Consider the following 20,019-nt stretch of genomic DNA (forward strand, 5'->3'; position numbering starts at 1 on the left):
GCCATGATGTACGCGGTCTTTGGCAAGGGGTACCGGTCCCCCGATACGGTTACTTGATCAAAGCGCCTCCGCTACCGTCCGGGAGAGGCGCCGCTTGGTCGTGAACGGCAGGCCCGCTGCCGATGAAACTGGAGGTAGGGCGCATGGGTGTCGCTGGTGGGGAAGTCACGGTCACGGCACTAACGCACCGGGGCGCCGTCCGTCCGGCGAACGAGGACGCGGTGGTCATGGGCGCCCTGACCGTCGCCAGCGCGAACATGACCGTCCCGGTCCGCTGCACGGTGTCGCTCGCCGAGCCGGTGATCCTCGCGGTCGCCGACGGGCTGGGCGGCCACGCGGCGGGGGAGATCGCCTCCGAGCACGCGGTGCACCGGATGGCGGAGATGAGCCCCCGCCTGGTCGGGCCGGACGACGTCGACGTCCTGCTGAAGAACATCGACGAAGAGATCAAGGAGCACGCCACCCAGCACGCGGAGTTCTCCGGGATGGGCACCACGGTGGCGGGGATCCTGCTCAACGCCGACGGGAACTTCTGGTTCAACGTCGGCGACTCGCGCACCTACCGGCTGGAGGGCAACCGGCTCCGCCAGCTCTCCCAGGACGACTCGCCGCCGCTGCCGCCCTCCGAGGACGGCAAGCCGGTGACCACCAACTTCATCACCCAGTCGCTGGGCGGCAGTGGCGCGACCGCGATGGTCCCGCACGTCGGCCGGGACCCCGAGCCGGACCCCGGCGCCTGGCTGATGTGCAGCGACGGCCTGAGCGACCTGGTCACGCTGGAGGACATGGAGCGGATCATCGCCGAGGCGGCCGACGACGAGGCCGCGGTCTACGCCCTGTGGCGGGCCGCGATGGACGCCACCGGCCGGGACAACATCAGCATCCTGCTGGCCCGCCGCAACTAGGCGGAGACCCGGCGGCCGAAGGGCCGGGCGGAGGGGGAGGCCCCGCCGCCCGGCCCTTCGGCGCTCCCGGGGCCGCCGGGCGAGCGGGGCCCGGGGCGGTGCCCTCCGGCGGTCCGTCCGGACGGACCGCACGGTCCGCGGCCGCGGGCGGAGCGGCGGTGCGGGGCGGCCGGGCAGCTCGGGCGGCCTGCGGCGGGGGCCCGGAGACGGGGGAGAGGGTTCGGGTCCGGGGCGGCGCCCCCCGGGGGGCCGTCCCGCCGCCCGCGGCCCGCCCGGTCCGCGTCCGAGCGGTGTCCCGCCCGGACGGGGCCCGGAGGGGGCGCGGCGGGGCCCGGAGACGGGGAGGGGCCGCGGCCCCGGGGCGTGTGATTCCCGGGGCCGCGGCCCCCTCGGTCCGCCGCGCGGGGTCAGGCGCCGTCGCCGCCGCTGCCGCCGGAGCGGTTCCGCAGCAGCCGCAGCACCACGACGGCGACCAGGGCGATCAGCGCGATGCCGATCACCGCGCCGCCGACCGGGCCGAACAGCGAGACCGGGTCGGAGGAGGGCGCCGGGGCCTCGGAGGCGCCGTCCCCCGCGGCCTGCTCCCCGCCGTCGCCGGCGGACTCCCCGGAGGCCGGGCTCTCCTCGGCGGAGGCCCCGTCCTGCTCCGCGCCGGCCACCGCGTCCTCGGTGAGGGCGAAGGAGAAGTCGTCCTCCACCACGTGGCCGTCGGAGGAGACCATCCGGTAGGCGACGGTGTAGTCGCCGGCCTCGGTCAGCTCGTCCAGCTCCACGGTGGCGTCCGGGCCGTCGACGGCGGGCTCGCCGACCGCGTGGTTCTTCCCGGAGGGGTCGTTGACCACCACGGCGTTCCCGCCGTCGCCGATGTCGGCGCTGAAGGTGAGTTCGATCTGCTCGGGCGCCTCGTCCAGTTCGGCGCCGGCCTCCGGGGTGGAGGAGAGCAGGGTGTCGTGGGCCAGGGCGGCGGGGGCGCCGCCCAGCCCGAGGAGGCCGGCCGCCGCCAGGGAGGCGGCCAGCACCGCGCCGCGGCGCAGCGGGTTCTTCACGGAGGTGTCGTTCATCGGTTCGGGCCCTTTCCGGCCGTCGGGGTCGGTTCCTCGGCGTGCGCGCTCAGCGCGCGGCGGCCGGAGGACCGCGCTGCCGGTCGGCGCAGAGCAGCCCGGGGCCGGGCCGGGCGGGAGGGGCGGGGGCGGCCGGCCGGGGCCGGGCCGGGTGCGGCGCCCCGCGGAGCGGGGCGAGCAGCCGGGGCAGCGCCGCGAAGACCAGGCCGGCCAGGGCCCAGAGCGCCGCCTCGCCGTGCGCGAGCAGCGCGGCGGCGAGCAGTGCCGCCCACAGGTGCCCGGCGAGCATCGCGGGGTGGTAGCCCAGGGCGTGCGCGGCGTGCGGGCCGGCCGCCGCGCCCGGCCCCGGTTCCGGGGCGCCCCAGGTGAGCAGCAGGTGGAGCGGGACCTGCGCGGCGGCCAGCACCGCGAAGATCTCGCCGAACTCGCGTCGGGCGCGGGTGAACCGGGAGAGCGGCGGCCACAGCGCGGCCCCGGCGAGCAGCGGGGCCCACGGGGAGGTCGGCGCGCCGCCCCACACCGCGTGCCCGCACCAGGCGATGCCGACGCACGCCGCGGCGAGGACCGCGGCGCGCAGCGCGTGCAGCGGGCCTCGTGCGGGGCCGGGCCGGGCGGGACTGTGCACGGTTCTCGAACCTAACCGAGGCGGCCCGGCGGAGGAACCGCCCCGTCGCGCCGGGCCCCGCGCGGCGGGTGGGGCGGGAAGGGCGGGAAAAGGGCGGAGGCCGGCCGCCTCCGCTCGGCGGCCGGCCTCCGGAGGGTGCTCTTCTAGGCGACCGGTGCCAGCTCGCGGCGCATGTAGCGGCGCTCCTCGGGCGTGGTGCCGCCCCATACGCCGTCGGCCTCTCCGGCCCTCAGCGCCCACCGCAGGCATTCTTGGCGAACAGGGCAGCTGCGGCAGACGGCCTTGGCCAGGTCGGTGCTCTGCCGGCCGGGGCCGGTGCTGCTGACCGGGAAGAAGAGCTCCGGGTCGTACTGGCGGCATGCTCCGCTGCGGACCCAGTCTTCGCTGTCGTGGTAAAGGCGATTCACCGGAAGCCTCCGTTCCCATGCTCACGTCCCGCCCCACCGGGCGGGGGGATCGCCGGCGGGGCCGCCGCCGACCGGGACCTCGCGTGAAGGCTGTCGATGGCCGTGCGATCGAGCTTCACCGAGACATCGACCCGCTGTAGTACTACAACGGGTCGTACTACAGGCAGTCTGTTCGATAACGCCGCTCAGATCAACCCGGGGGGCGGTCGCTGTGAAGGAACGAGGCCACCGTCACACGATCCGTGCAATCGCCCCGCTGACCCCGCCGGACTGCGGGAACGCCGGAGGTTTTGGGGCCGGGGCGGAGCGGGGGTGGGCGCTTCGTGGTCTGTCGCGAGGATTCACCCGAATCAGTGTGACTTAGAACACTGTTCTCGGCGGCGTGTCCGTGGCGTATGTTTGCCCGGTGAGAGCCGGGCGCGGCAGTATGCCCCCGGAGCTCCTCCGCCGGACGGCCCCCGCGGCGATCGGGGCGAATCCCCTGGTGGCCCCGGCGTCCTGAGCGCCTCCGGGCCGGCCCGCCCGGCCGCCCCCGGCCCCCACGGATAGTGACGGCGAGGGCCAGAAGGGCTAGCCCTACCCGACGAAACAGCGTCGAAACACATCCGTCGTTTTCAAGAAAAACGCTGCTCAGGAACGTTCGCTAAGTTCCTACGACGTGCCTCACCGAAGCAGCGACCACGCAGATCCCGAGACGGCCGACCGCGGTCCGCTCCCCAGGGTGACCGCCGGAAACGGCGCGGACCCCGACGGAGCGGTCCTGTCCAGGCCGGTGCTCGACGACGGACCGGACCTGTGGCGGCTGGCCCGCGACTGCGGCCTCGACGTCAACTCGCCCTACGCCTACACCCTGTGGTGCCGGGACTTCCCGGACACCTCGGTGATCGCCCGGGACGCGGACGGGACGCCGCTGGGCTACGTCATCGGACATCTGCGCCCGGCCGCGCCCGCCACCTACTTCCTGTGGCAGGTGGGCGTCGCCGAGCGGGCCCGGGGCCGCCGCCTGGCCCGGCGCATGCTGGACCGGGTCGCGGAGCGCTTCGCCGAACTCGGCGTCACCCACCTGGAGGCCACCGTCACCCCGGGGAACACCGCTTCACGCGCGCTGTTCGCCTCGTTCGCCCGGGAGCACGGGGCCGAACCCGAGTGGACCCCGCTGTTCGAGCACCGCCACTTCCCGGCCGAGAGCGGCGAGCACGACCCGGAGGACCTGGTCCGGATCGGCCCGCTGCACACCCCCGACCCCTCCTGAACACCCCGACTTCCAAGCCGAGAGCCCATGAAACTGGGGAAAGGAACGAAGGAACCCACGATGGAGATCTTCGAGCGCCTCGAGTCCGAAGTCCGCAGCTACTGCCGGAACTGGCCGGTCGTCTTCAACGAGGCGCGGGGCAGCTACATCTACGACGAGTCGGGCCGCGCCTACCTCGACTTCTTCGCGGGTGCCGGTTCCCTCAACTACGGCCACAACAACCCTGAGCTGAAGACCCGGCTCATCGACTACATCGTCTCCGACTCGGTCGTGCACAGCCTGGACGCCTACAGCGCGGCCAAACGCGAGTTCCTCAGCGCCTTCGACGAGGTCCTGCTGACCCCGCGCGGCCTCGACTACAAGGTCCAGTTCCCCGGCCCGGCCGGGAACAACGCGGTGGAGGCCGCGCTGAAACTGGCCCGCAAGTACACCGGGCGCGAGACCGTCATCAGCTTCACCAACGGCTTCCACGGCATGACCCTGGGCGCGCTGGCGGTGACCGGCAACTCGATGAAGCGCGGCGGCGCCGGCGTCCCGCTGGGCCACACCGCCACCATGCCGTTCGACAACTACCTCGACGGGCAGACGCCGGACTTCCTCTGGCTGCGCAGCCTGCTCGAGGACAGCGGCAGCGGCCTGGACAAACCGGCCGCGGTCATCGTCGAGACGGTCCAGGGCGAGGGCGGCATCAACGCGGCCAGCGCCGAGTGGCTGCGCGGCCTCGAAGCGCTCTGCCGCGAGTACGGCATCCTGCTCATCGTCGACGACATCCAGATGGGCTGCGGCCGCACCGGCGGGTTCTTCAGCTTCGAGGAGGCCGGGATCACCCCGGACATCGTCACCCTCTCGAAGTCGATCAGCGGCTACGGCCTGCCGCTCGCGCTCACCCTGTTCCGCCGCGAGCTGGACGTGTGGGAGCCGGGCGAGCACAACGGCACCTTCCGCGGGTTCAACCCCGCCTTCGCCACCGGCGCCGCCGCGCTCCGCGCCTTCTGGAGCGACGACGAGCTGGAGAAGGCGACCCTGGCCAAGGGCGAGCTGATCGCCTCCCGGCTGACCGACATCGCCGAGGACGCCGCCGAGGCGGGCGCGCACGTCCGCGGCCGCGGCATGGCCCGCGGCCTGGCCTTCGAGCGCCCCGGCGCGGCCAAGGCGGTGGCCGCCGAGGCGTTCAAGCGCGGCCTGCTGCTGGAGACCTCCGGCCCCGAGGACGAGGTCGCCAAGCTGCTGCCGCCGCTCACCACCGCCACCGAGGACCTGGAGCGGGGGCTGGACATCATCGCGGAATCCACGCGTGCCGCGGTGAAAACCCCCCAGCCGGCCTAGCGCCCTGATAAACCGGGTTGCATCACCCGGAACGGCTCGCGGATCCTGCAACTGCGGACGCCCGTGCGGAGCGGGATCCGCGAGCCACTGCACGAAGCAAGCGAAAAGGGAGCAGCCACAGTGATCGTGCGCAGCCTGAAGGAAATCGACGGCACCGAGGCGGACGTCAAGACCGAGACCTGGCGCAGCCGTCGGATCGTCCTCGCCAAGGAGGGCGTGGGCTTCTCGTTCCACGAGACGGTGCTGTACGCGGGCACGGAGACCAGCATGTGGTACGCCAACCACATCGAGCTGGTGCACTGCATCGAGGGTGAGGCCGAGCTCACCAACGACGAGACCGGCGAGGTCCACCTCATCACCCCCGGCACCCTCTACCTGCTCAACGGCCACGAGAAGCACACCGTGCGCCCGAAGACCGACTTCCGGGTGCTGTGCGTGTTCAACCCGCCCGTCACCGGGCGCGAGGTGCACGACGAGAACGGCGTGTACCCGCTGCTCACCGAGGCCGACGCCTGAGCGGCCGGGCGGGGCGCGCCGCGCCCCGCCCGCCCGCCGCGCTCGGCCCGGCCATGAACGCCAGAGAACCGATCACGAGCAGAAGAAGGAGAGAACCCCGCAGAGGGGTGACGCCATGACTGCGTTGACGGAGACTCAGCTGCCGGCCCCGGACGAATACCCGACCCGCAAGGACCGAGCGCCGGCCCTGCTCTACCGGACCCACCCCACGGTGTGGGGACCGGTCGAGGACGGCCCGTGCACCGACGAGGAGATCGAGGCCTACGCGGCCACCGGATACGCCCGCACCGGCGGGCTGCTCACCGGGGACGAGATCCGCGGCCTCAGCGCCGAACTGGACCGGCTCCGCGGAGACGACGGGATGCTGGTCGACGACCGCACCGCGATCTCCGACGGCCTGGACGGCGCCCAGGTGCGCTCCGTCTACGAGGTGCACCGGATCAGCGACGCCTTCGCCGAGCTGGCGCGCGACCCCAGAGTGGTCGACCGCGCCCGGCAGATCCTCGGATCCGACGTCTACCTGTACCAGACCCGGGTCACCCACGTCCCCGGCCTCGACACCGCCGACGTGCACTGGCACTCCGACTTCGAGACCTGGCACGCCGAGGACGGCATGCCGGCGCCGCGCGCGGTGGCGGTCTCCATCGCGCTGACCGACGCCGTCGAGGACAGCGGCGCCCTCCGGGTCATGCCGGGCTCGCACAAGACCTTCGTGTCGTGCGTGGGGGAGACCCCCGACGACCACTACCTCGACGCCGGCAAGAGCCAGGAGGCCGGCCTGCCCGACGACGGCAGCCTGTCGATCATGACCGGCATGTACGGCGTGGACGTGCTGGCCGCCGAGGCCGGCGCGGTGACGCTGTGCGACGCCAACCTGATGCACGGCGCCGCCGCCAACGCCACCTCCGACCCGCGCTCCGAGCTGCTGCTGGTCTTCAACAGCGTGGAGAACACCTGCGTGGACCCGTTCTCGGCGGACGCCCCGCGCCCCGCGTTCCTCGGCGCCCGGGAGGTCCAGCCGCTCGGCTGACCGGGCAGGCGGCCCCGGGAACGGCCGCATCGGGCGCCGCCCGGCCGCTCCGGCCGGGCGGCGCCCGCACTTCCTCCCGCCGCTCCGCCGGGCCGGCCCGCTCCGCCCCCGGGCGCTGACCCGCTGAAGTCGCCCGCATCCCTACGGTGATCAGGGCGTTCTTCCCGGGTAGGTCTCTCAGGGCGACCCGATCGTTACGGGGCCGGACCCGGCCAAAGTGTTGGGGAACAAGTGGATAACGACCCCGTTAGGGGCCGCCGATCTTGGGGACGTGAGCCCGAACAAGGCGGCACCCGCCGGCGACCCGCGCGCTCGCCGGGCACGACCGGGCCCGCGCACCGCGGACCCGGTCGTGCCCGGCGGGCGCCGTCGGTACTCCCCCTCCGGGGGGAACCCGCCAGGGGAGTACCGCCGCACCATTCCCTTAGCCCCCGATGAGGAGAAGTCAATGAGCAAGAACAGGCCGCATGGCCGGTACGGACGCCGCAATCTGGTCCGTGTGGGCGCACTGGGGGCGGCGGCCGTCCTCGGGGCGACCTCGCTGACCGCGTGCTCCCGGGCCGACACCGGGCCGATGAGCCTGGACGACCTGCGCGAGCAGGGCTACATCCGGGCCGCGATCAACAACGAGCCGCCGTTCGGCTTCATCGACGAGGACGGCGAGACCACCGGCGCCGCTCCGGAGCTGCTCAAGGCGATGGCCAAGGAGCTCGGCGTCGAGGAGGTGCGGGCGGAGTCGGTCGCCTGGGACGCGCTCATCCCCGGGCTGAACTCCGGCAAGTACGACGTGGTCGCCGCCGGCATGTACATCACGCCGGAGCGCTGCGACCAGGTCGCCTTCATGGAGCCCGACTACAAGGTCGAGCAGGCGCTGATGGTGCCCAAGGGGGACGCGGAGAAGCTCCCCGACTTCGCGGCGGTCGCCGAGGACGGCGAGGCGAAGGTCGCGGTGCTCAACGCCTCGGTGGAGCAGGGCTACGCCGAGGCCGCCGGGGTGGGCGAGGACCAGATGGAGCTGGCCGGAAGCGCCACCGAGCTGCTCGACCTGCTGGAGAACGGCCGGGTGGACGCGGTCGGGCTGAGCACCTTCTCGCTCAACTACCAGTTGGAGCAGCGCGGGATGGAGGAGGACTTCGAGGTCACCGAGGGCTTCATCCCGAAGAACGAGGAGGGCGAGGACGAGAGCCCGGCCGGAGGCTTCGCCTTCGCCAAGCAGAACACCGAGCTGCGCGACGAGTTCAACACCGTTCTCGCCGACTTCAAGAAGGACGGGACGCTCCGCGAGACCGTCGAGCCGTTCGGCTTCGACGAGTCCTCCGACCCGGGCGACCTGACCACCGAGCAGCTCTGCGCGGCCGGCTGACGGAAGGGCCCCGTGGACTTCTTCATACAAAGCTATCCGCTCTACCTGGAGGGGGCCTGGGTCACGATCCGGCTCACTCTGGGCGGGGCCGCACTCGCCTTCGCCCTGGCCATGGTGGTCGGGACCCTCGGCACCCTGCAGAACCGGCTCGCCCGGGCGGTGGCCACCGTCTACACCGAGGTCTTCCGCGGCATCGCGGCGCTGGTCCTGCTCTTCTGGACGACCTACTCGCTGCCCCAGCTCACCGGCTACGAGCTGGAGCCGATGTTCGCCGGGATCCTCGCCCTGGGCCTCAACCTCGGCGCCTACGGCGCCGAGGTGGTCCGGGCGTCGATCAACGCGGTGCCCAAGGCCCAGGTGGAGGCGACGATCGCGCTGAACATGACCTGGTGGCGCCGGATGCGCCTGGTGGTCCTGCCGCAGGCGTGGGCGCAGATGCTGCCCACCTTCGGCAACCAGGTCATCGAGCTGATGAAGGCGACCGCCATCGTCTCGATCATCGGCCTGACCGACCTGACCAAGGTGGCGCAGGACTTCCGGGCCTCGGCCACGGCGGACACCTTCACCGTGTTCTTCGCCGCCCTGGTGCTGTACTTCCTGATCGCGCAGGTGCTGATCCTGCTGGTCCGGATCCTGGAGCGGCGGGCCAACCGCCGGCTGGGCCGGATCCCGGAGGGCGGCGGGCTCCTGGCGCTGCTCCGGCCGCCGTCCATCGGCACGTCGACGGGGGGTGCGCGCTAGATGTGGGACGTCGAATTCACCCGGATCCTCATCCCCGCGCTGCTCAGCGGGTTGTGGGTGACCCTGCAGGCCACGGTGTTCGGCTACGCGCTGGCACTGGTGCTCGGCCTGGCGATCGCCATCGTCCGCCGGGTCCCGGTGGTCGGCTCGGTGGTCTTCGTGGCCATGGAGTTCATCCGGACCACGCCGCTCCTGGTCCAGCTGGTCTTCGTCTTCTCGCTGGGCGCCCTGGCGAACATCTCCCCGCTGGTCATCGGCATCGTGGTGCTGGGCGTGCACTACTCCGCCTACACCGCGGAGGTGTACCGGTCCGGCATCGAGGGCGTGGCCAAGGGGCAGTGGGAGGCGTGCCGGGCACTGAGCCTGCCCGTGCACCGGGTCTGGGGGGCCGTGGTGCTCCCGCAGGCCATCCGCAAGGTCATCCCGGCTCTGGGCAACTACCTGCTCGCGATGTTCAAGGACACGCCGCTGCTGTTCGCGATCTCCGTCCCGGAGATGCTCAGCGTGGCCAACGGCATGGGCGGCCGGTACTTCAACTTCTTCGAGGCGTTCACCCTGGTGGGCGTGGCATTCCTGATGGTGAGCGTGCCCGCCGCAGTGATCATCCGCCGTCTGGAGCGACGTTATGCAGCAGTCTGAGCAGTCCGACGAGAAAGAGTCACCCGGTATGGCAGACCAGGCTTCCGGCGGCCCGCTGATCACCTTCGAGGACGTCGTCAAGAAGTTCGGCGACAACGTGGTCCTCAACGGGCTGAACCTGGAGATCAACGCCGGCGAGCGGGTCACCCTGATCGGGCCCAGCGGCTCCGGCAAGACCACCATCCTGCGCCTGCTCATGACGCTGGAGCGGATCAACGGCGGTCTGATCCGGGTCGGCGGGGAGCCGTTCAGCCACATGGAGAAGGGCGGGAAGCTGGTCCCGGCCAGCGAGTCCTACCTGCGCACCAAGCGCAAGCGGATCGGCATGGTCTTCCAGCAGTTCAACCTGTTCCCGAACATGAGCGTGCGGAAGAACATCACCGAGGGCCCGGTGCACACCCTGGGGGTGGGCAAGGACGAGGCGAACCAGCGGGCCGAGGAGCTGCTGGAGATGGTGGGGCTGTCGGACAAGGTCGACGCCCACCCGACCCAGCTCTCCGGCGGCCAGCAGCAGCGCGTCGCCATCGCCCGCGCGCTGGCCATGCGCCCGGAGATCCTGCTCCTGGACGAGGTCACCTCGGCGCTCGACCCGGAACTGGTCGCGGGCGTGCTGGACGTGCTCCGCGACATCGCGCGCAGCACCGACATCACCATGCTGTGCGTGACGCACGAGATGGGCTTCGCGCGCGACGTCTCGCACCGCGTGTTCATGTTCGACGACGGCCGCATCGCCGAGGAGGGGCCGCCCGAGCAGCTCTTCGGCGACCCGCGGGAGGAGCGGACCAAGACCTTCCTCAAGGCGGTCCTGGAGAACGAGTGACCGCGAACCGCTGAACGCGGCGGGGGCGGGCCGGGCGATCCCGGCCCGCCCCCGCCGTTTCCGCGGGGCGGCCCCCGGTCAGCCCGCTTCCGGCCGGTCCGCCGGGAGCGCTCCGGAGTCGGCCTCCTCGCGGGCCGGCGGCGGGGCGGGGTCCCCGGCGAACGGGGCGAGCGGCCGCTCCGGGCCGGGCGCGGCCGGGAACGGGACGGGCTCCTCGTCCCGGAGCAGGTCTCCGGTGAAGGAGGTCCAGGCGCCGGCGGCGGTCTCGGCGGCCGCGGCCGGGTCCGGGGCGATCCGGCCGCCGCCGGCGCGGGCCAGGACGAAGGCGACCGAGTAGCGCGGGGTGGCGCCGACGTACCAGGCGGCGGTGCGGCCGCCGGAGTAGGTCCCCGGCATGCCGGCGACGGTGTGCGCGGCGGTCGGGTCGCCCTGGCCGAGCGGCCGCTCGCGCAGGTCGGCCAGGGTCAGCGCGCGCACGGTGCCGGCGGCGGCCTCGGGGCTCATCGCGGCCGTCCCGGAGGCCGGCTCCGCGCCGTCCACCGGTTCGCGCACCTCGCCGTGCTGGTCGGTCACCCCGGTGATCAGGTGCGCCGGCATCCGCACCCCGCCGTTGGCCAGGGTGGCGTAGCCGCGCGCCTGGTCCAGCGCGGTGACCTGGTAGGTGCCGATCGCGATGCTGGGCTCCAGCGCGGCGGTGTCGAACTGCTCCTCGGCGATCCCGGAGGCCTCCGCCAGCCGGGCCACCGCGCCGGGGCCGGCCTCCCCGGCCAGGCCGGCGAGGAGGCCGTCGTCGGCCTCCCGGTCCGGCCGGAGCAGGCCGCCGCCGGTCTCCGCCTCCCCGTCCTCCCCCTCCTCGGCCGCTCCGGTGCCGGCGGCCGCGTCGTCCGAGGCGAGCAGCGGGCCCAGGTCCTCGCCCTGCTCCAGGGCGGCGGCGAGCACGTAGGGCTTGAACGCGCTCCCGGCCTGAGCCCGCTCCACCAGGGACGGGTCGGGCTCCCGGAGGAAGTCCGCGCCGCCGGCGAAGGCGAGGATCTCCCCGGTCCGGGCGTCCATCGCGACCAGCCCGGCGCGGGCGTCCCCGGGGGCGCCTTCCAGCGCCCCGCCGGCCGCCCGCTCGGCCGACTCCATCAGGTCCTCGCGCAGCGAGGTGGCGACCCGGTAGCCGCCGCCGGCGATCTCGGCGTCGGAGAGGCCGTAGCGCTCCCGCAGCTCCCGCTCGACCGCGGCCTTCACGTAGCCCCTGTACCCCTCGAAGCGCCCCTCGGGGTCGCGCTCGGCCACCTCGGGGAAGTCCAGGGCGTCCGCCTCGGCCCGGGAGAGGCCCTGCCCGGGGTCGGCCCCGTGCATCTCCACCATGCCGTCCACCACGTACTCCCAGCGCTCCTCCAGCAGCCGCTCCACCTCCGGGTCGGAGCCGTACCGCTCGAAGTTGCCGGGCTGCTGGATGACGGCGCCGATGAACGCGCCCTCGGCCCGGTCCAGCTCGGAGGCGTCCTTGCCGAAGTAGGCCTGGGCGGCGGCCTGCACCCCGTAGGCGTTGCGGCCGAAGTAGATGGTGTTCAGGTAGGTGGTGAGGACGTCGTCGCGGGACATGGTCCGCCCCACCTTGACCGAGATCAGGATCTCCTTGAGCTTGCGGGTGTAGGTGCGCTCCTGGGAGAGCACGTCGTAGTAGTTGCGCGCCATCTGCTGGGTGATGGTGGAGCCGCCGCCGGAGGAGCCGCCGGTGAGCACCGCGCGGGCCAGGCCGGTGACCGAGACGCCGGGGTCGGTGGCGAAGGTGCGCTGCTCGGCGGCGAGCACCCCGTCCACCACGGTCCGCGGGATCTCCTCCCGCTCGACCGGGATGCGCTGCAGTTCGCCGAAGGTGACGGCCTGCTCGCCGTCGGCGTAGTCGATGCTGGTGCCCTTGAGCTCGGCGCCGGACTGCGGCTCCAGCTCGGCGGGGTCGGGGGTGTGCCGGTAGGCGACCACGCCGGCGGCGGCCGCCGCCCCGGCGCCGAGCAGGGCGGCGACGGCGGCCGCCTTCCCGGTGAACGCCAGAACCCGGCGCAGCCGGGAGCGCTTCCCGGCGGGCCTCCGGCCGGGCCCGCGCCTCCGGCGCCGCCCGCCCCTCCGGTGCGATCGGGGGGCGCGGGCGGCCCGCTCCTCCCCGGCGCCTTCCGCCCGGTCCTCCGCGGGCTCCTCCGGCCGCTCCCCGGCGCCGCCGGGGCCCTCCCGGTCGCCGTCGGCGCGCTGCTTCCCCTCGTCCATGCGGCTGCTCTCCGTCCCCCGTGGCGGCCCGTGTCCGGGCAGCACCCTGTCCGGCCGGTGTGAGCCGGGCGTGAGCCGGAGGTGAGGGGGGAGTATGCGGTCCCGCGCGGTGCGGGGGCGGGGCGGGGAGGGGCGCGGCCCGTGCCACCCTGGGGGCATGGCACGCCTGCTGATCGTCCACCACACCCCCTCGCCCGCCACCCAGGAGCTCTTCGAGGCCGTGCTGGCCGGGGCGGGCGACGACGAGATCGAGGGGGTCGAGGTCACCGCGCGGGCGGCGCTCGCCGCGACCGCCTCCGACCTGCTCGCGGCCGACGCCGTGGTGCTGGGGACCCCGGCCAACATCGGCTACATGTCCGGAGCGCTGAAGGTGTTCTTCGACGCGGTGTACTACCCGTGCCTGAACGACACCGCCGGGCTGCCCTACGGCCTCTACGTGCACGGCAACAGCGACACCGCGGGCGCGGTGCGGGCCGTCGAGCAGATCGCGAAGGGGATGGGGTGGGCGCGGGTCCGCCCGCCGGTGGAGGCGGTGGGCGCGGTGACCGGTGAGGCGCGTGAGGCCTGCTGGGAACTGGGAGCGGTCACCGCGCTGGCCGCCGCGGGCGAGGTCTGAGCCCGGTCCGCGCCGCACCGCCCGGAGCCGGGCCCGGCCCGCACCGCCCGCCGCGCGGCGCCCGGCGGCCGTTCGGACCGGTCGTTTCCGGAGGAGTCCGCCCCTAACGTGACCAGCCGCGCGCCCGTTCGGCTCGCGACATTCCGTGGCCGATACGTCGCAATCCGTTCCTCTCCGGTCAGACTGAGGAGGCGACCGGGACAGAATCGAGTGACAGTGGCGTACAGGTGGGTGCTGTGGGGAGGGGCCGCCGTCGTGGCGGTCCTCGCCGCGATCGTGGTCGTCGCGGCCCTGGCCGGCCGCCCGGAGATGCCGGCGGAGCTGCACTGGCTCGGCCTCGGGGCGTTCTGGGGCGTGTGGCTCCCGGTCGCCGTCGGCCTGCTGCTGACCTGGTTCCTGGGCAGCCGGACCGGCCAGGCCGAGCTGCACCGGCGCACCGAGACCGCGCTGATGGGCCACCCGATCGGGGGCGAGCTCGGCGTGCTGCTGGCCTCACTGGTCGGCTACATCGCCGCCGGTATCGGGCTCTACCAGCTGTTCAAGCTGGTGACCGAGGACATCCCGCCGGGCATGGGGCTGCCGGTGGCGCGGGTCGTCTTCCTCTTCCTGATCCCGGTGCTCCTGGTCGACCGGGGCGGTTTCACGGTCAGCGGGCACAGTACGGCGATGCCGGGGCTGTCGATGCGGATCCGCGAGCCGTGGCGCTGGCTGGGCCTGGTCACCGTGGCGGTGTGCGTCGCCCTGGCCTCGCTCGACATCGGGGAGGTCGCCGTGACCGGGCCCCGGGCGGTGCTGTTCGGCACGGCCGTGGCGGCGGCGGTCTGCATGATCGAGGAGATCTTCTTCCGCGGCATGGTGCAGACCCGGCTGGAGCTGCTGATGGGGCGGGTCCCGGCGGTGGTGCTGGCCGCGCTGCTGTTCGCCGGGGCGCACGCGGTCAGCGGCCACTTCAACCCGCGCAACCCGCTCAGCTACGTGGGCTTCGTGGAGGGGGCGGGCGCCTCCGTGCTCACCTTCGGCCTGCTCGGCCTGCTGCTCGGCTACGTCTGGGTGCGCTACCGCAACATCTGGGTCAACGGGCTGCTCTACACCGGGCTGGTGGTCGCCGGCATGCTCCCGGTGACCTACGCCGACCAGATCCCGTTCTCCTGACCCCCGGACGCCCCCGAACCCCGGGCGGCATGTTTCCCGTTATCGTCACGTATCGGGGTAAAAACGGTAAAATGCCTGCTCGGGCGTTTTCGACCGCCCGTCCGGGACTCACGGGGGCCAGGTGGCATCGATCGACCTCAGCGGCGGCGGGCCGGGAACCGGTGCGGCGGGCCGGGCCGGCCGGATCATCGGGGGGACGGCGGCCGCGGCGTTCGCCGCCTGCATCCCGGTCCACCTGCTCGGCGGCGGCGCGGGCGAGGGGCGCACCGCCGCGCTCTTCTGGGCCGGCTCCGCGGCCGGGGTGCTGCTGGTCCGCCTGATGCCGCCGCGCGCCCCCGAGGCGGAGATGCTCGCGCGGGTGCGCGCCCGGACGGCCGGGCACCCGCTCGCGGCCGAGACCGCCGCGCTGCTCGGCTGCACGGCGGCCTTCGCCGGCGCCTACACCGTGCTCACCCCGCTGTTCGGGGCGATCGGCCCGGCCGCCGAGCCGCTGGCCTACTACACCGCCAAGATCATCTTCCTGCTGCTCTTCCCGCTGCTGATCGCCGGCGGCTCGGGGCTGATGCGCCGGTCCAGCGGGCCCGACCTGCCCGATCTGGCCCTGCGGGTGCGCGAGCCGTGGCGCTGGGCCGGGCTGCCGGTGGCGCTGCTCGCCCCGCTCACCTTCGCCGCCCCCTGGGCGCCCGACGTGGTGCTGCCCGGAGGGCTCCCCGACGACTACGCGATCGGCGCGGCGCTGCTGGTGAGCTACATCGGCATCACCGCGGCCGAGGTGCTGTTCTTCGCGGTGCTGCTGCAGACCCGGCTGGAGCTGCTCCTCGGCCGCCGGCCGGCGATCCTGCTCACCGCCCTGCTCTACGCGCTGCTCTCGCTGGTCGGCCGGCCGGTGGCGGGCGGCCCGGAGGGCCTGGCCGACGCGGTCGCGCTGCTCGGGGTCGGGACGGTCCTCTCCGGGTACATGTGGTCGCGGTACCGCAACGCCTGGCCCGTGCTGGCCATGCACGGGCTGCTGACCACATTCGCCGTGCTGCCGGGCGGTGTCTCCGCGGTGACCACCGGCTGATCATCGCGCGCCGTTCCGGTATCGATGGGCCGCGCCTCATTCTCCCGCGGCGCCCGATAAGCAAGAATGAGCGCTGTACACGCGTTATGCCCGGAAGAGCGGTGGTCATGGCGGAAGAGGCGGCGGTGCTGCCGGAAGGGCGGTTCCTGGACCGGGAGGAAGGCTGGCTCCGGTTCAACCAGCGGGTCCTCGAACTGGCCGAGGACACGGCCATGCCCCTCCTGGAGCGGGTCCGCTTCCTGGCGATCTTCGCGAGCAACCTGGACGAGTTCTTCATGGTCCGGGTCGCCGGCCTGAAGCGCCGGCTGGCCACCGGGCTGGCCGTGCCCAGCCCCAGCGGCCACCACCCCAAGGAGCTGCTGGAGCGGATCTCCAAGGTCAGCCAGGAGCTCATGCAGCGGCACGCGCGCACCTTCCACGACGCGGTCGCGCCGGCCCTGGCCGACGCGGGCATCCGCATCCTGCGCTGGGAGGAGCTGGGCGACGCCGACCGGGAGCGGATGCACCGGTTCTTCCGCCGCGCCGTCTACCCGGTGCTCACCCCCTTCGCGGTGGACCCGGCCCACCCCTTCCCCTACATCTCCGGCCGCTCGCTCAACCTCGCGGTCACCGTCCGCGACCCGCGCACCGGCCGCACCGCCTTCGCCCGGATCAAGGTGCCCTCGGCGCTGCCCCGGTTCATCCGGCTGGAAGGGGACGGCTTCGTCCCGGTCGAGGACGTCATCGCCGCCCACCTGCCCCAGCTGTTCGCCGGGATGGACGTGCTGGAGCACCACGCGTTCCGGGTCACCCGCAACGCCGACCTGGAGGTCGACGAGGACGAGACCGACGACCTGGTGCAGTCGCTGGAGAACGAGCTGCTCCGGCGCAGGTTCGGCCCGCTGGTCCGGCTGGAGGTGGAGGAGAGCATCGCCCGGGAGGTGCTGGACATCCTCTGCAGCGAGCTGGGCGCCGAGGACGAGGAGGTCTACCGGGTCCCCGGCCCGCTCAACCTGGCCGGCCTGGACCTCATCGCCGACCTGGACCGGCCGGAGCTGAGCTTCTCCCCGATGGTGCCGGTGGAGCCGCCCGGCCTGGACCGGGGCGACCTGTTCGGCGCGATCGACGGCGGCGAGCTGCTGGTGCACCACCCCTACGAGTCGTTCGCCACCACCATCGAGCGGTTCCTCGCCCTGGCCGCCACCGACCCCAGCGTGGTGGCGGTCAAGCAGACCCTCTACCGGACCAGCGGCGACTCGCCCATCGTGCAGTCGCTGATCGAGGCCGCCCGGGCCGGCAAGGAGGTGGTCGTCCTGGTCGAGATCAAGGCCAGGTTCGACGAGCAGAACAACATCGCCTGGGCGCGCAAGCTGGAGGACGCCGGAGCGCACGTGGTCTACGGCGTGGTCGGGCTCAAGACGCACTGCAAGCTGGCGCTGGTGGTGCGCCGGGAGGAGAGCGGCGCGCTGCGCCGCTACTGCCACGTCGGCACCGGCAACTACAACCCCAGCACCGCCCGGATCTACGAGGACTTCGGGCTGTTCAGCACCGACCCCGAGGTCGGCGAGGACCTCAGCGACCTGTTCAACCGGCTCACCGGGTTCTCCCGGAAGGTCCACTACCGGCGGCTGATGGTCGCCCCGGACGGCCTGCGCACCGGGCTCACCGCGCGGATCGACCGGGAGGTGGCGGCCGCCGCCGAGGGCCGCCCGGCGCGGATCCGGATCAAGGTCAACTCGCTGGTCGACGAGGAGGTCATCGACGCGCTCTACCGGGCCTCCCAGGCCGGCGTCCCGGTGGACCTGTGGGTGCGCGGCAGCTGCGTGCTCCGCCCCGGCCTCCCCGGGCTGTCCGAGGGCATCCGGGTCCGCAGCGTCCTCGGCCGGTTCCTGGAGCACTCCCGGGTGTTCGCCTTCGAGAACGGGGGCGACCCCGAGGTGTGGCTGGGCAGCGCCGACCTGATGCCGCGCAACCTGGACCGCCGGGTGGAGGCGCTCATCCGGGTCGCCGACCCCGGGCACCGCCGCCGCCTGGTCGAGCTGCTGGACGAGGCGATGGACGAGCGGACCTCGTCGTGGCACCTGGCCGCGGACGGGGACTGGACCAGACACACGCGCGACGCGGACGGGGCGCCCCTGCGCGACCTGCAGAGCGCCCTCCGCGGCGACCGGCACCTGAGAGCGTTCGATGGCTGACGAGTACCCCTTCGACGAGGCCTCCATCACCAGCGCCTGGCCGCCCCGGGACACCGCGCCCGGGGGCTACATGGAGCCGATCCGGGCGGCCGGCGCCGTGCTGTGGCGCGGGGCCCCCGGCGGCGGCCGCGAGGTGGCGCTGGTGCACCGCCCCGACCGCCGGGACTGGACCCTGCCCAAGGGCAAGGTGAAGAACGGCGAGCACGTCCTGGACGCCGCGGTGCGCGAGACCGCCGAGGAGACCGGCCTGCGCCCGGTCCTCGGCCGCCGCCTGCCGCCGCAGCGCTACCTGCGCGACGGCTGGCCCAAGCTGGTCGACTGGTGGGTGGCCCGGCCCTCCGGGGAGTCCTCGTTCGAGCCCAACGACGAGATCGACGCGGTGGAGTGGTGCGCCCCGGCCGAGGCCAGGGAGCGGCTCACCTACGACCACGACGTGCAGGTGCTGGACAACGTCTTCTCCGGGCCGCTGGAGACCTTCCCGCTGGTGCTGCTCCGGCACACCTCGGCCGGGGAGAAGCGCGACTGGAGCGGCAGCGACCTGCTCCGCCCGCTGGACGAGGGCGGCCGGGAGGACGCCTGGGGCCTGGCCCGGGTGCTGGGCGCCTACGGCCTGATGCGGGTGCTCACCTCGGCCGCGGCGCGCTGCACCGAGACCGTGCTGCCCTACGCCGCCGAGCAGGGCGCGGAGGTGCGCACCCTGCCCGCGCTCACCGCGGGCGTGCACGGCGACTCCTCCGCGGTGGACGCCGAGGCCGCGCGCCGGGAGTTCGGCCGGCTGCTCGACGAGGGGACGCCCACCCTGGTCTGCACGCACGGCGAACTCGTCGCGCACCTGATGCGGGAGGCGCTGGGCCGGCTGGACGCGCCGGTCACCCAGCAGATCTCGCTGCGCAAGGGGAACTTCTGGGTGCTGCACGTCCCGGTGGGCGAGCGCGCCCTGGCCGCCGTCGAGCGCCACCCGGCCTCCGGCGGCTGACCCGCTCCTCCCGCCCCTCCCGCGATGATCTTGACGTTGCGGGGGGCAACGCGCCCTGATACCCCCGGAACTCCAAGACCATCGCCTTCCCGGGGGAGGGGCGGTGCCGGGGGCCCGGGGAGGTTGAGAGGATTCCGGCATGGGACAGCACAGAGTGGCGCGCAGCGCCGTCGTCGACGCACCGGCATCGCTGATCTTCGACATCATCGCCTCGCCCGCCCGGCACGCCGAGTTCGACGGGTCCGGCACCGTCCGGGAGGCCGCCGACGGCCCGGACCGCCTCGGCCCGGACGACCGCTTCGGCATGGGCATGCGGATGGGCATGGACTACCGGATGGGCAACCGGGTGGTGGAGTTCGAGGAGGGCCGGCTGATCGCCTGGCGGCACGCGGGCGCGCACCGCTGGCGCTGGGAGCTGGAGCCGCTGGACGCCGGGGCCACCCGGGTCACCGAGACCTTCGACTACTCCGCGGTCTCCGCCCCGGCCGCCTTCGCCTACCAGATGCTCGGGTTCCCGTCCCGCAACGCCCGCTCCATCGAGGCCTCGCTGCTCCGGCTCAAGGCCCTCGCGGAGAAGGAGCACGCCGAGGGCTGACCCCCGGCCCCGCGGCGGCATGGCGCCGCGGCCCTCTCGGGGTTCAGGGAAAGGGCCGCGGCGCGGCGGCCCGCTCGGCGGCGGGCCGCCGCCGCGCCCGCCCGGCGGCGGGCGGGGCGCGCTCGGCAGCGGGGCTACTCCTCGCTGCTGTAGCTGTACTCGTTGCCGTGCTCGTCGTAGCCGTGCTCGGTGTTGATGCCGTGATCGCCGTCGATGTCGAAGCCGTCCCGGTCGATCGAGACGACCCCGTTCTCCTCGACCCAGCTCCAGAGCTCCTCCCAGAAGCCGCCGGACTGGTGCTGGACGGAGTCGTGGCGGACCTCCGCGTCGCCCGCGAAGGCGGGGCCGGCGGTGGTCGCGAAGGCGGCGCCGGCGATCGCGGCGGCGGCAAGGAAGCGGTGCAGAGACACGGATCATCCCTCCATAAGGTGGTCGTTCGACCACGGACGGTGACAATCCTAGGAAGCTCCGGGCGACACGCCGGGAAGCGGGGCGGGGCGTGTCC

20 protein-coding genes are annotated in these 20,019 nt (G+C 73.5%); 15 read left to right on the plus strand and 5 right to left on the minus strand.

Features of this window, described 5'->3' with window-relative positions:
* Window positions 1-143 precede the first annotated feature (143 nt).
* Window positions 144-905 carry a PP2C family protein-serine/threonine phosphatase gene (locus J0910_RS05720; RefSeq protein WP_420157469.1) on the plus strand — a complete coding sequence of 254 codons (762 nt, stop codon included), beginning with the start codon at window positions 144-146 and terminating at the stop codon, window positions 903-905.
* 407 nt (window positions 906-1,312) lie between these two features.
* Here the strand turns inward: J0910_RS05720 and J0910_RS05725 are convergent, their stop codons facing one another.
* The 3 genes from J0910_RS05725 to J0910_RS05735 all read right to left on the minus strand — a co-directional run bounded on the left by J0910_RS05725 (window position 1,313) and on the right by J0910_RS05735 (window position 2,998).
* Entirely contained in the window at window positions 1,313-1,966 is a 654-nt protein-coding gene (locus tag J0910_RS05725) for a copper resistance CopC family protein (protein ID WP_420157470.1), read from the minus strand.
* Between the two features lie 49 nt (window positions 1,967-2,015).
* Entirely contained in the window at window positions 2,016-2,591 is a 576-nt protein-coding gene (locus J0910_RS05730) for a hypothetical protein (protein ID WP_420157471.1), read from the minus strand.
* A gap of 143 nt (window positions 2,592-2,734) precedes the next feature.
* Complete coding sequence (locus J0910_RS05735) at window positions 2,735-2,998, minus strand: WhiB family transcriptional regulator (RefSeq protein ID WP_017592134.1); 264 nt, start codon at window positions 2,996-2,998, stop codon at window positions 2,735-2,737.
* A gap of 721 nt (window positions 2,999-3,719) precedes the next feature.
* Here J0910_RS05735 and ectA point away from each other — a divergent pair.
* The 8 genes from ectA (at window position 3,720) to ehuA (ending at window position 10,685) form a co-directional block, all read left to right on the plus strand.
* The gene (gene ectA / locus J0910_RS05740) at window positions 3,720-4,250 is read left to right on the plus strand and encodes a diaminobutyrate acetyltransferase (RefSeq protein WP_420157472.1); all 531 of its coding nucleotides are present in this window, start codon (window positions 3,720-3,722) and stop codon (window positions 4,248-4,250) included.
* 60 nt (window positions 4,251-4,310) lie between these two features.
* Entirely contained in the window at window positions 4,311-5,576 is a 1,266-nt protein-coding gene (gene ectB, locus J0910_RS05745) for a diaminobutyrate--2-oxoglutarate transaminase (RefSeq protein WP_420157473.1), read from the plus strand.
* 120 nt (window positions 5,577-5,696) lie between these two features.
* Window positions 5,697-6,092, plus strand: a complete 396-nt coding sequence (locus tag J0910_RS05750) for an ectoine synthase (RefSeq protein WP_420157474.1) — start codon at window positions 5,697-5,699, stop codon at window positions 6,090-6,092.
* Window positions 6,093-6,207: 115 nt separating this feature from the next.
* Window positions 6,208-7,122, plus strand: a complete 915-nt coding sequence (locus J0910_RS05755; RefSeq protein ID WP_420157475.1) for a phytanoyl-CoA dioxygenase family protein — start codon at window positions 6,208-6,210, stop codon at window positions 7,120-7,122.
* A gap of 448 nt (window positions 7,123-7,570) precedes the next feature.
* On the plus strand, window positions 7,571-8,485 hold the full coding sequence (ehuB, locus tag J0910_RS05760) for an ectoine/hydroxyectoine ABC transporter substrate-binding protein EhuB (protein WP_420157476.1): 915 nt from the start codon (window positions 7,571-7,573) through the stop codon (window positions 8,483-8,485).
* Window positions 8,486-8,497: 12 nt separating this feature from the next.
* Window positions 8,498-9,226 carry an ectoine/hydroxyectoine ABC transporter permease subunit EhuC gene (ehuC, locus tag J0910_RS05765; RefSeq protein WP_420157477.1) on the plus strand — a complete coding sequence of 243 codons (729 nt, stop codon included), beginning with the start codon at window positions 8,498-8,500 and terminating at the stop codon, window positions 9,224-9,226.
* On the plus strand, window positions 9,227-9,865 hold the full coding sequence (gene ehuD / locus J0910_RS05770) for an ectoine/hydroxyectoine ABC transporter permease subunit EhuD (RefSeq protein ID WP_420157478.1): 639 nt from the start codon (window positions 9,227-9,229) through the stop codon (window positions 9,863-9,865). It abuts the gene before it with no gap.
* A 28-nt stretch (window positions 9,866-9,893) separates the two neighbouring features.
* Window positions 9,894-10,685 (plus strand): ectoine/hydroxyectoine ABC transporter ATP-binding protein EhuA, encoded by a 792-nt coding sequence (gene ehuA, locus J0910_RS05775; RefSeq protein ID WP_420157479.1) that lies wholly within the window; start codon window positions 9,894-9,896, stop codon window positions 10,683-10,685.
* A 78-nt stretch (window positions 10,686-10,763) separates the two neighbouring features.
* Here ehuA and J0910_RS05780 read toward each other — a convergent pair whose 3' ends face one another.
* The gene (locus J0910_RS05780) at window positions 10,764-12,938 is read right to left on the minus strand and encodes a transglycosylase domain-containing protein (protein ID WP_420157480.1); all 2,175 of its coding nucleotides are present in this window, start codon (window positions 12,936-12,938) and stop codon (window positions 10,764-10,766) included.
* A gap of 157 nt (window positions 12,939-13,095) precedes the next feature.
* Between J0910_RS05780 and J0910_RS05785 the strand changes: the two genes are divergently transcribed.
* The 6 genes from J0910_RS05785 to J0910_RS05810 all read left to right on the plus strand — a co-directional run bounded on the left by J0910_RS05785 (window position 13,096) and on the right by J0910_RS05810 (window position 19,514).
* Entirely contained in the window at window positions 13,096-13,554 is a 459-nt protein-coding gene (locus J0910_RS05785; RefSeq protein ID WP_420157481.1) for a flavodoxin family protein, read from the plus strand.
* Window positions 13,555-13,770: 216 nt separating this feature from the next.
* Window positions 13,771-14,706: a CPBP family intramembrane glutamic endopeptidase gene (locus J0910_RS05790; protein ID WP_420157482.1), complete on the plus strand. Its 936-nt coding sequence runs from the start codon at window positions 13,771-13,773 to the stop codon at window positions 14,704-14,706.
* A gap of 121 nt (window positions 14,707-14,827) precedes the next feature.
* Window positions 14,828-15,769 carry a CPBP family glutamic-type intramembrane protease gene (locus J0910_RS05795; protein ID WP_420157483.1) on the plus strand — a complete coding sequence of 314 codons (942 nt, stop codon included), beginning with the start codon at window positions 14,828-14,830 and terminating at the stop codon, window positions 15,767-15,769.
* A 107-nt stretch (window positions 15,770-15,876) separates the two neighbouring features.
* Window positions 15,877-17,943, plus strand: a complete 2,067-nt coding sequence (locus J0910_RS05800) for an RNA degradosome polyphosphate kinase (RefSeq protein ID WP_420157484.1) — start codon at window positions 15,877-15,879, stop codon at window positions 17,941-17,943.
* Window positions 17,936-18,919, plus strand: a complete 984-nt coding sequence (locus tag J0910_RS05805; RefSeq protein WP_420157485.1) for an NUDIX hydrolase — start codon at window positions 17,936-17,938, stop codon at window positions 18,917-18,919. The genes J0910_RS05800 and J0910_RS05805 overlap by 8 nt, the downstream gene beginning before the upstream one ends.
* A gap of 139 nt (window positions 18,920-19,058) precedes the next feature.
* Window positions 19,059-19,514, plus strand: a complete 456-nt coding sequence (locus tag J0910_RS05810; protein WP_420157486.1) for an SRPBCC family protein — start codon at window positions 19,059-19,061, stop codon at window positions 19,512-19,514.
* Between the two features lie 134 nt (window positions 19,515-19,648).
* On the opposite strand, the gene J0910_RS05815 is transcribed toward J0910_RS05810, so the two are convergent.
* On the minus strand, window positions 19,649-19,924 hold the full coding sequence (locus J0910_RS05815; RefSeq protein ID WP_420157487.1) for a hypothetical protein: 276 nt from the start codon (window positions 19,922-19,924) through the stop codon (window positions 19,649-19,651).
* Window positions 19,925-20,019: the final 95 nt, after the last annotated feature.

This window comes from Nocardiopsis oceanisediminis, from assembly GCF_048595525.1.
Classification (GTDB): Bacteria; Actinomycetota; Actinomycetes; order Streptosporangiales; family Streptosporangiaceae; genus Nocardiopsis_A; species Nocardiopsis_A oceanisediminis.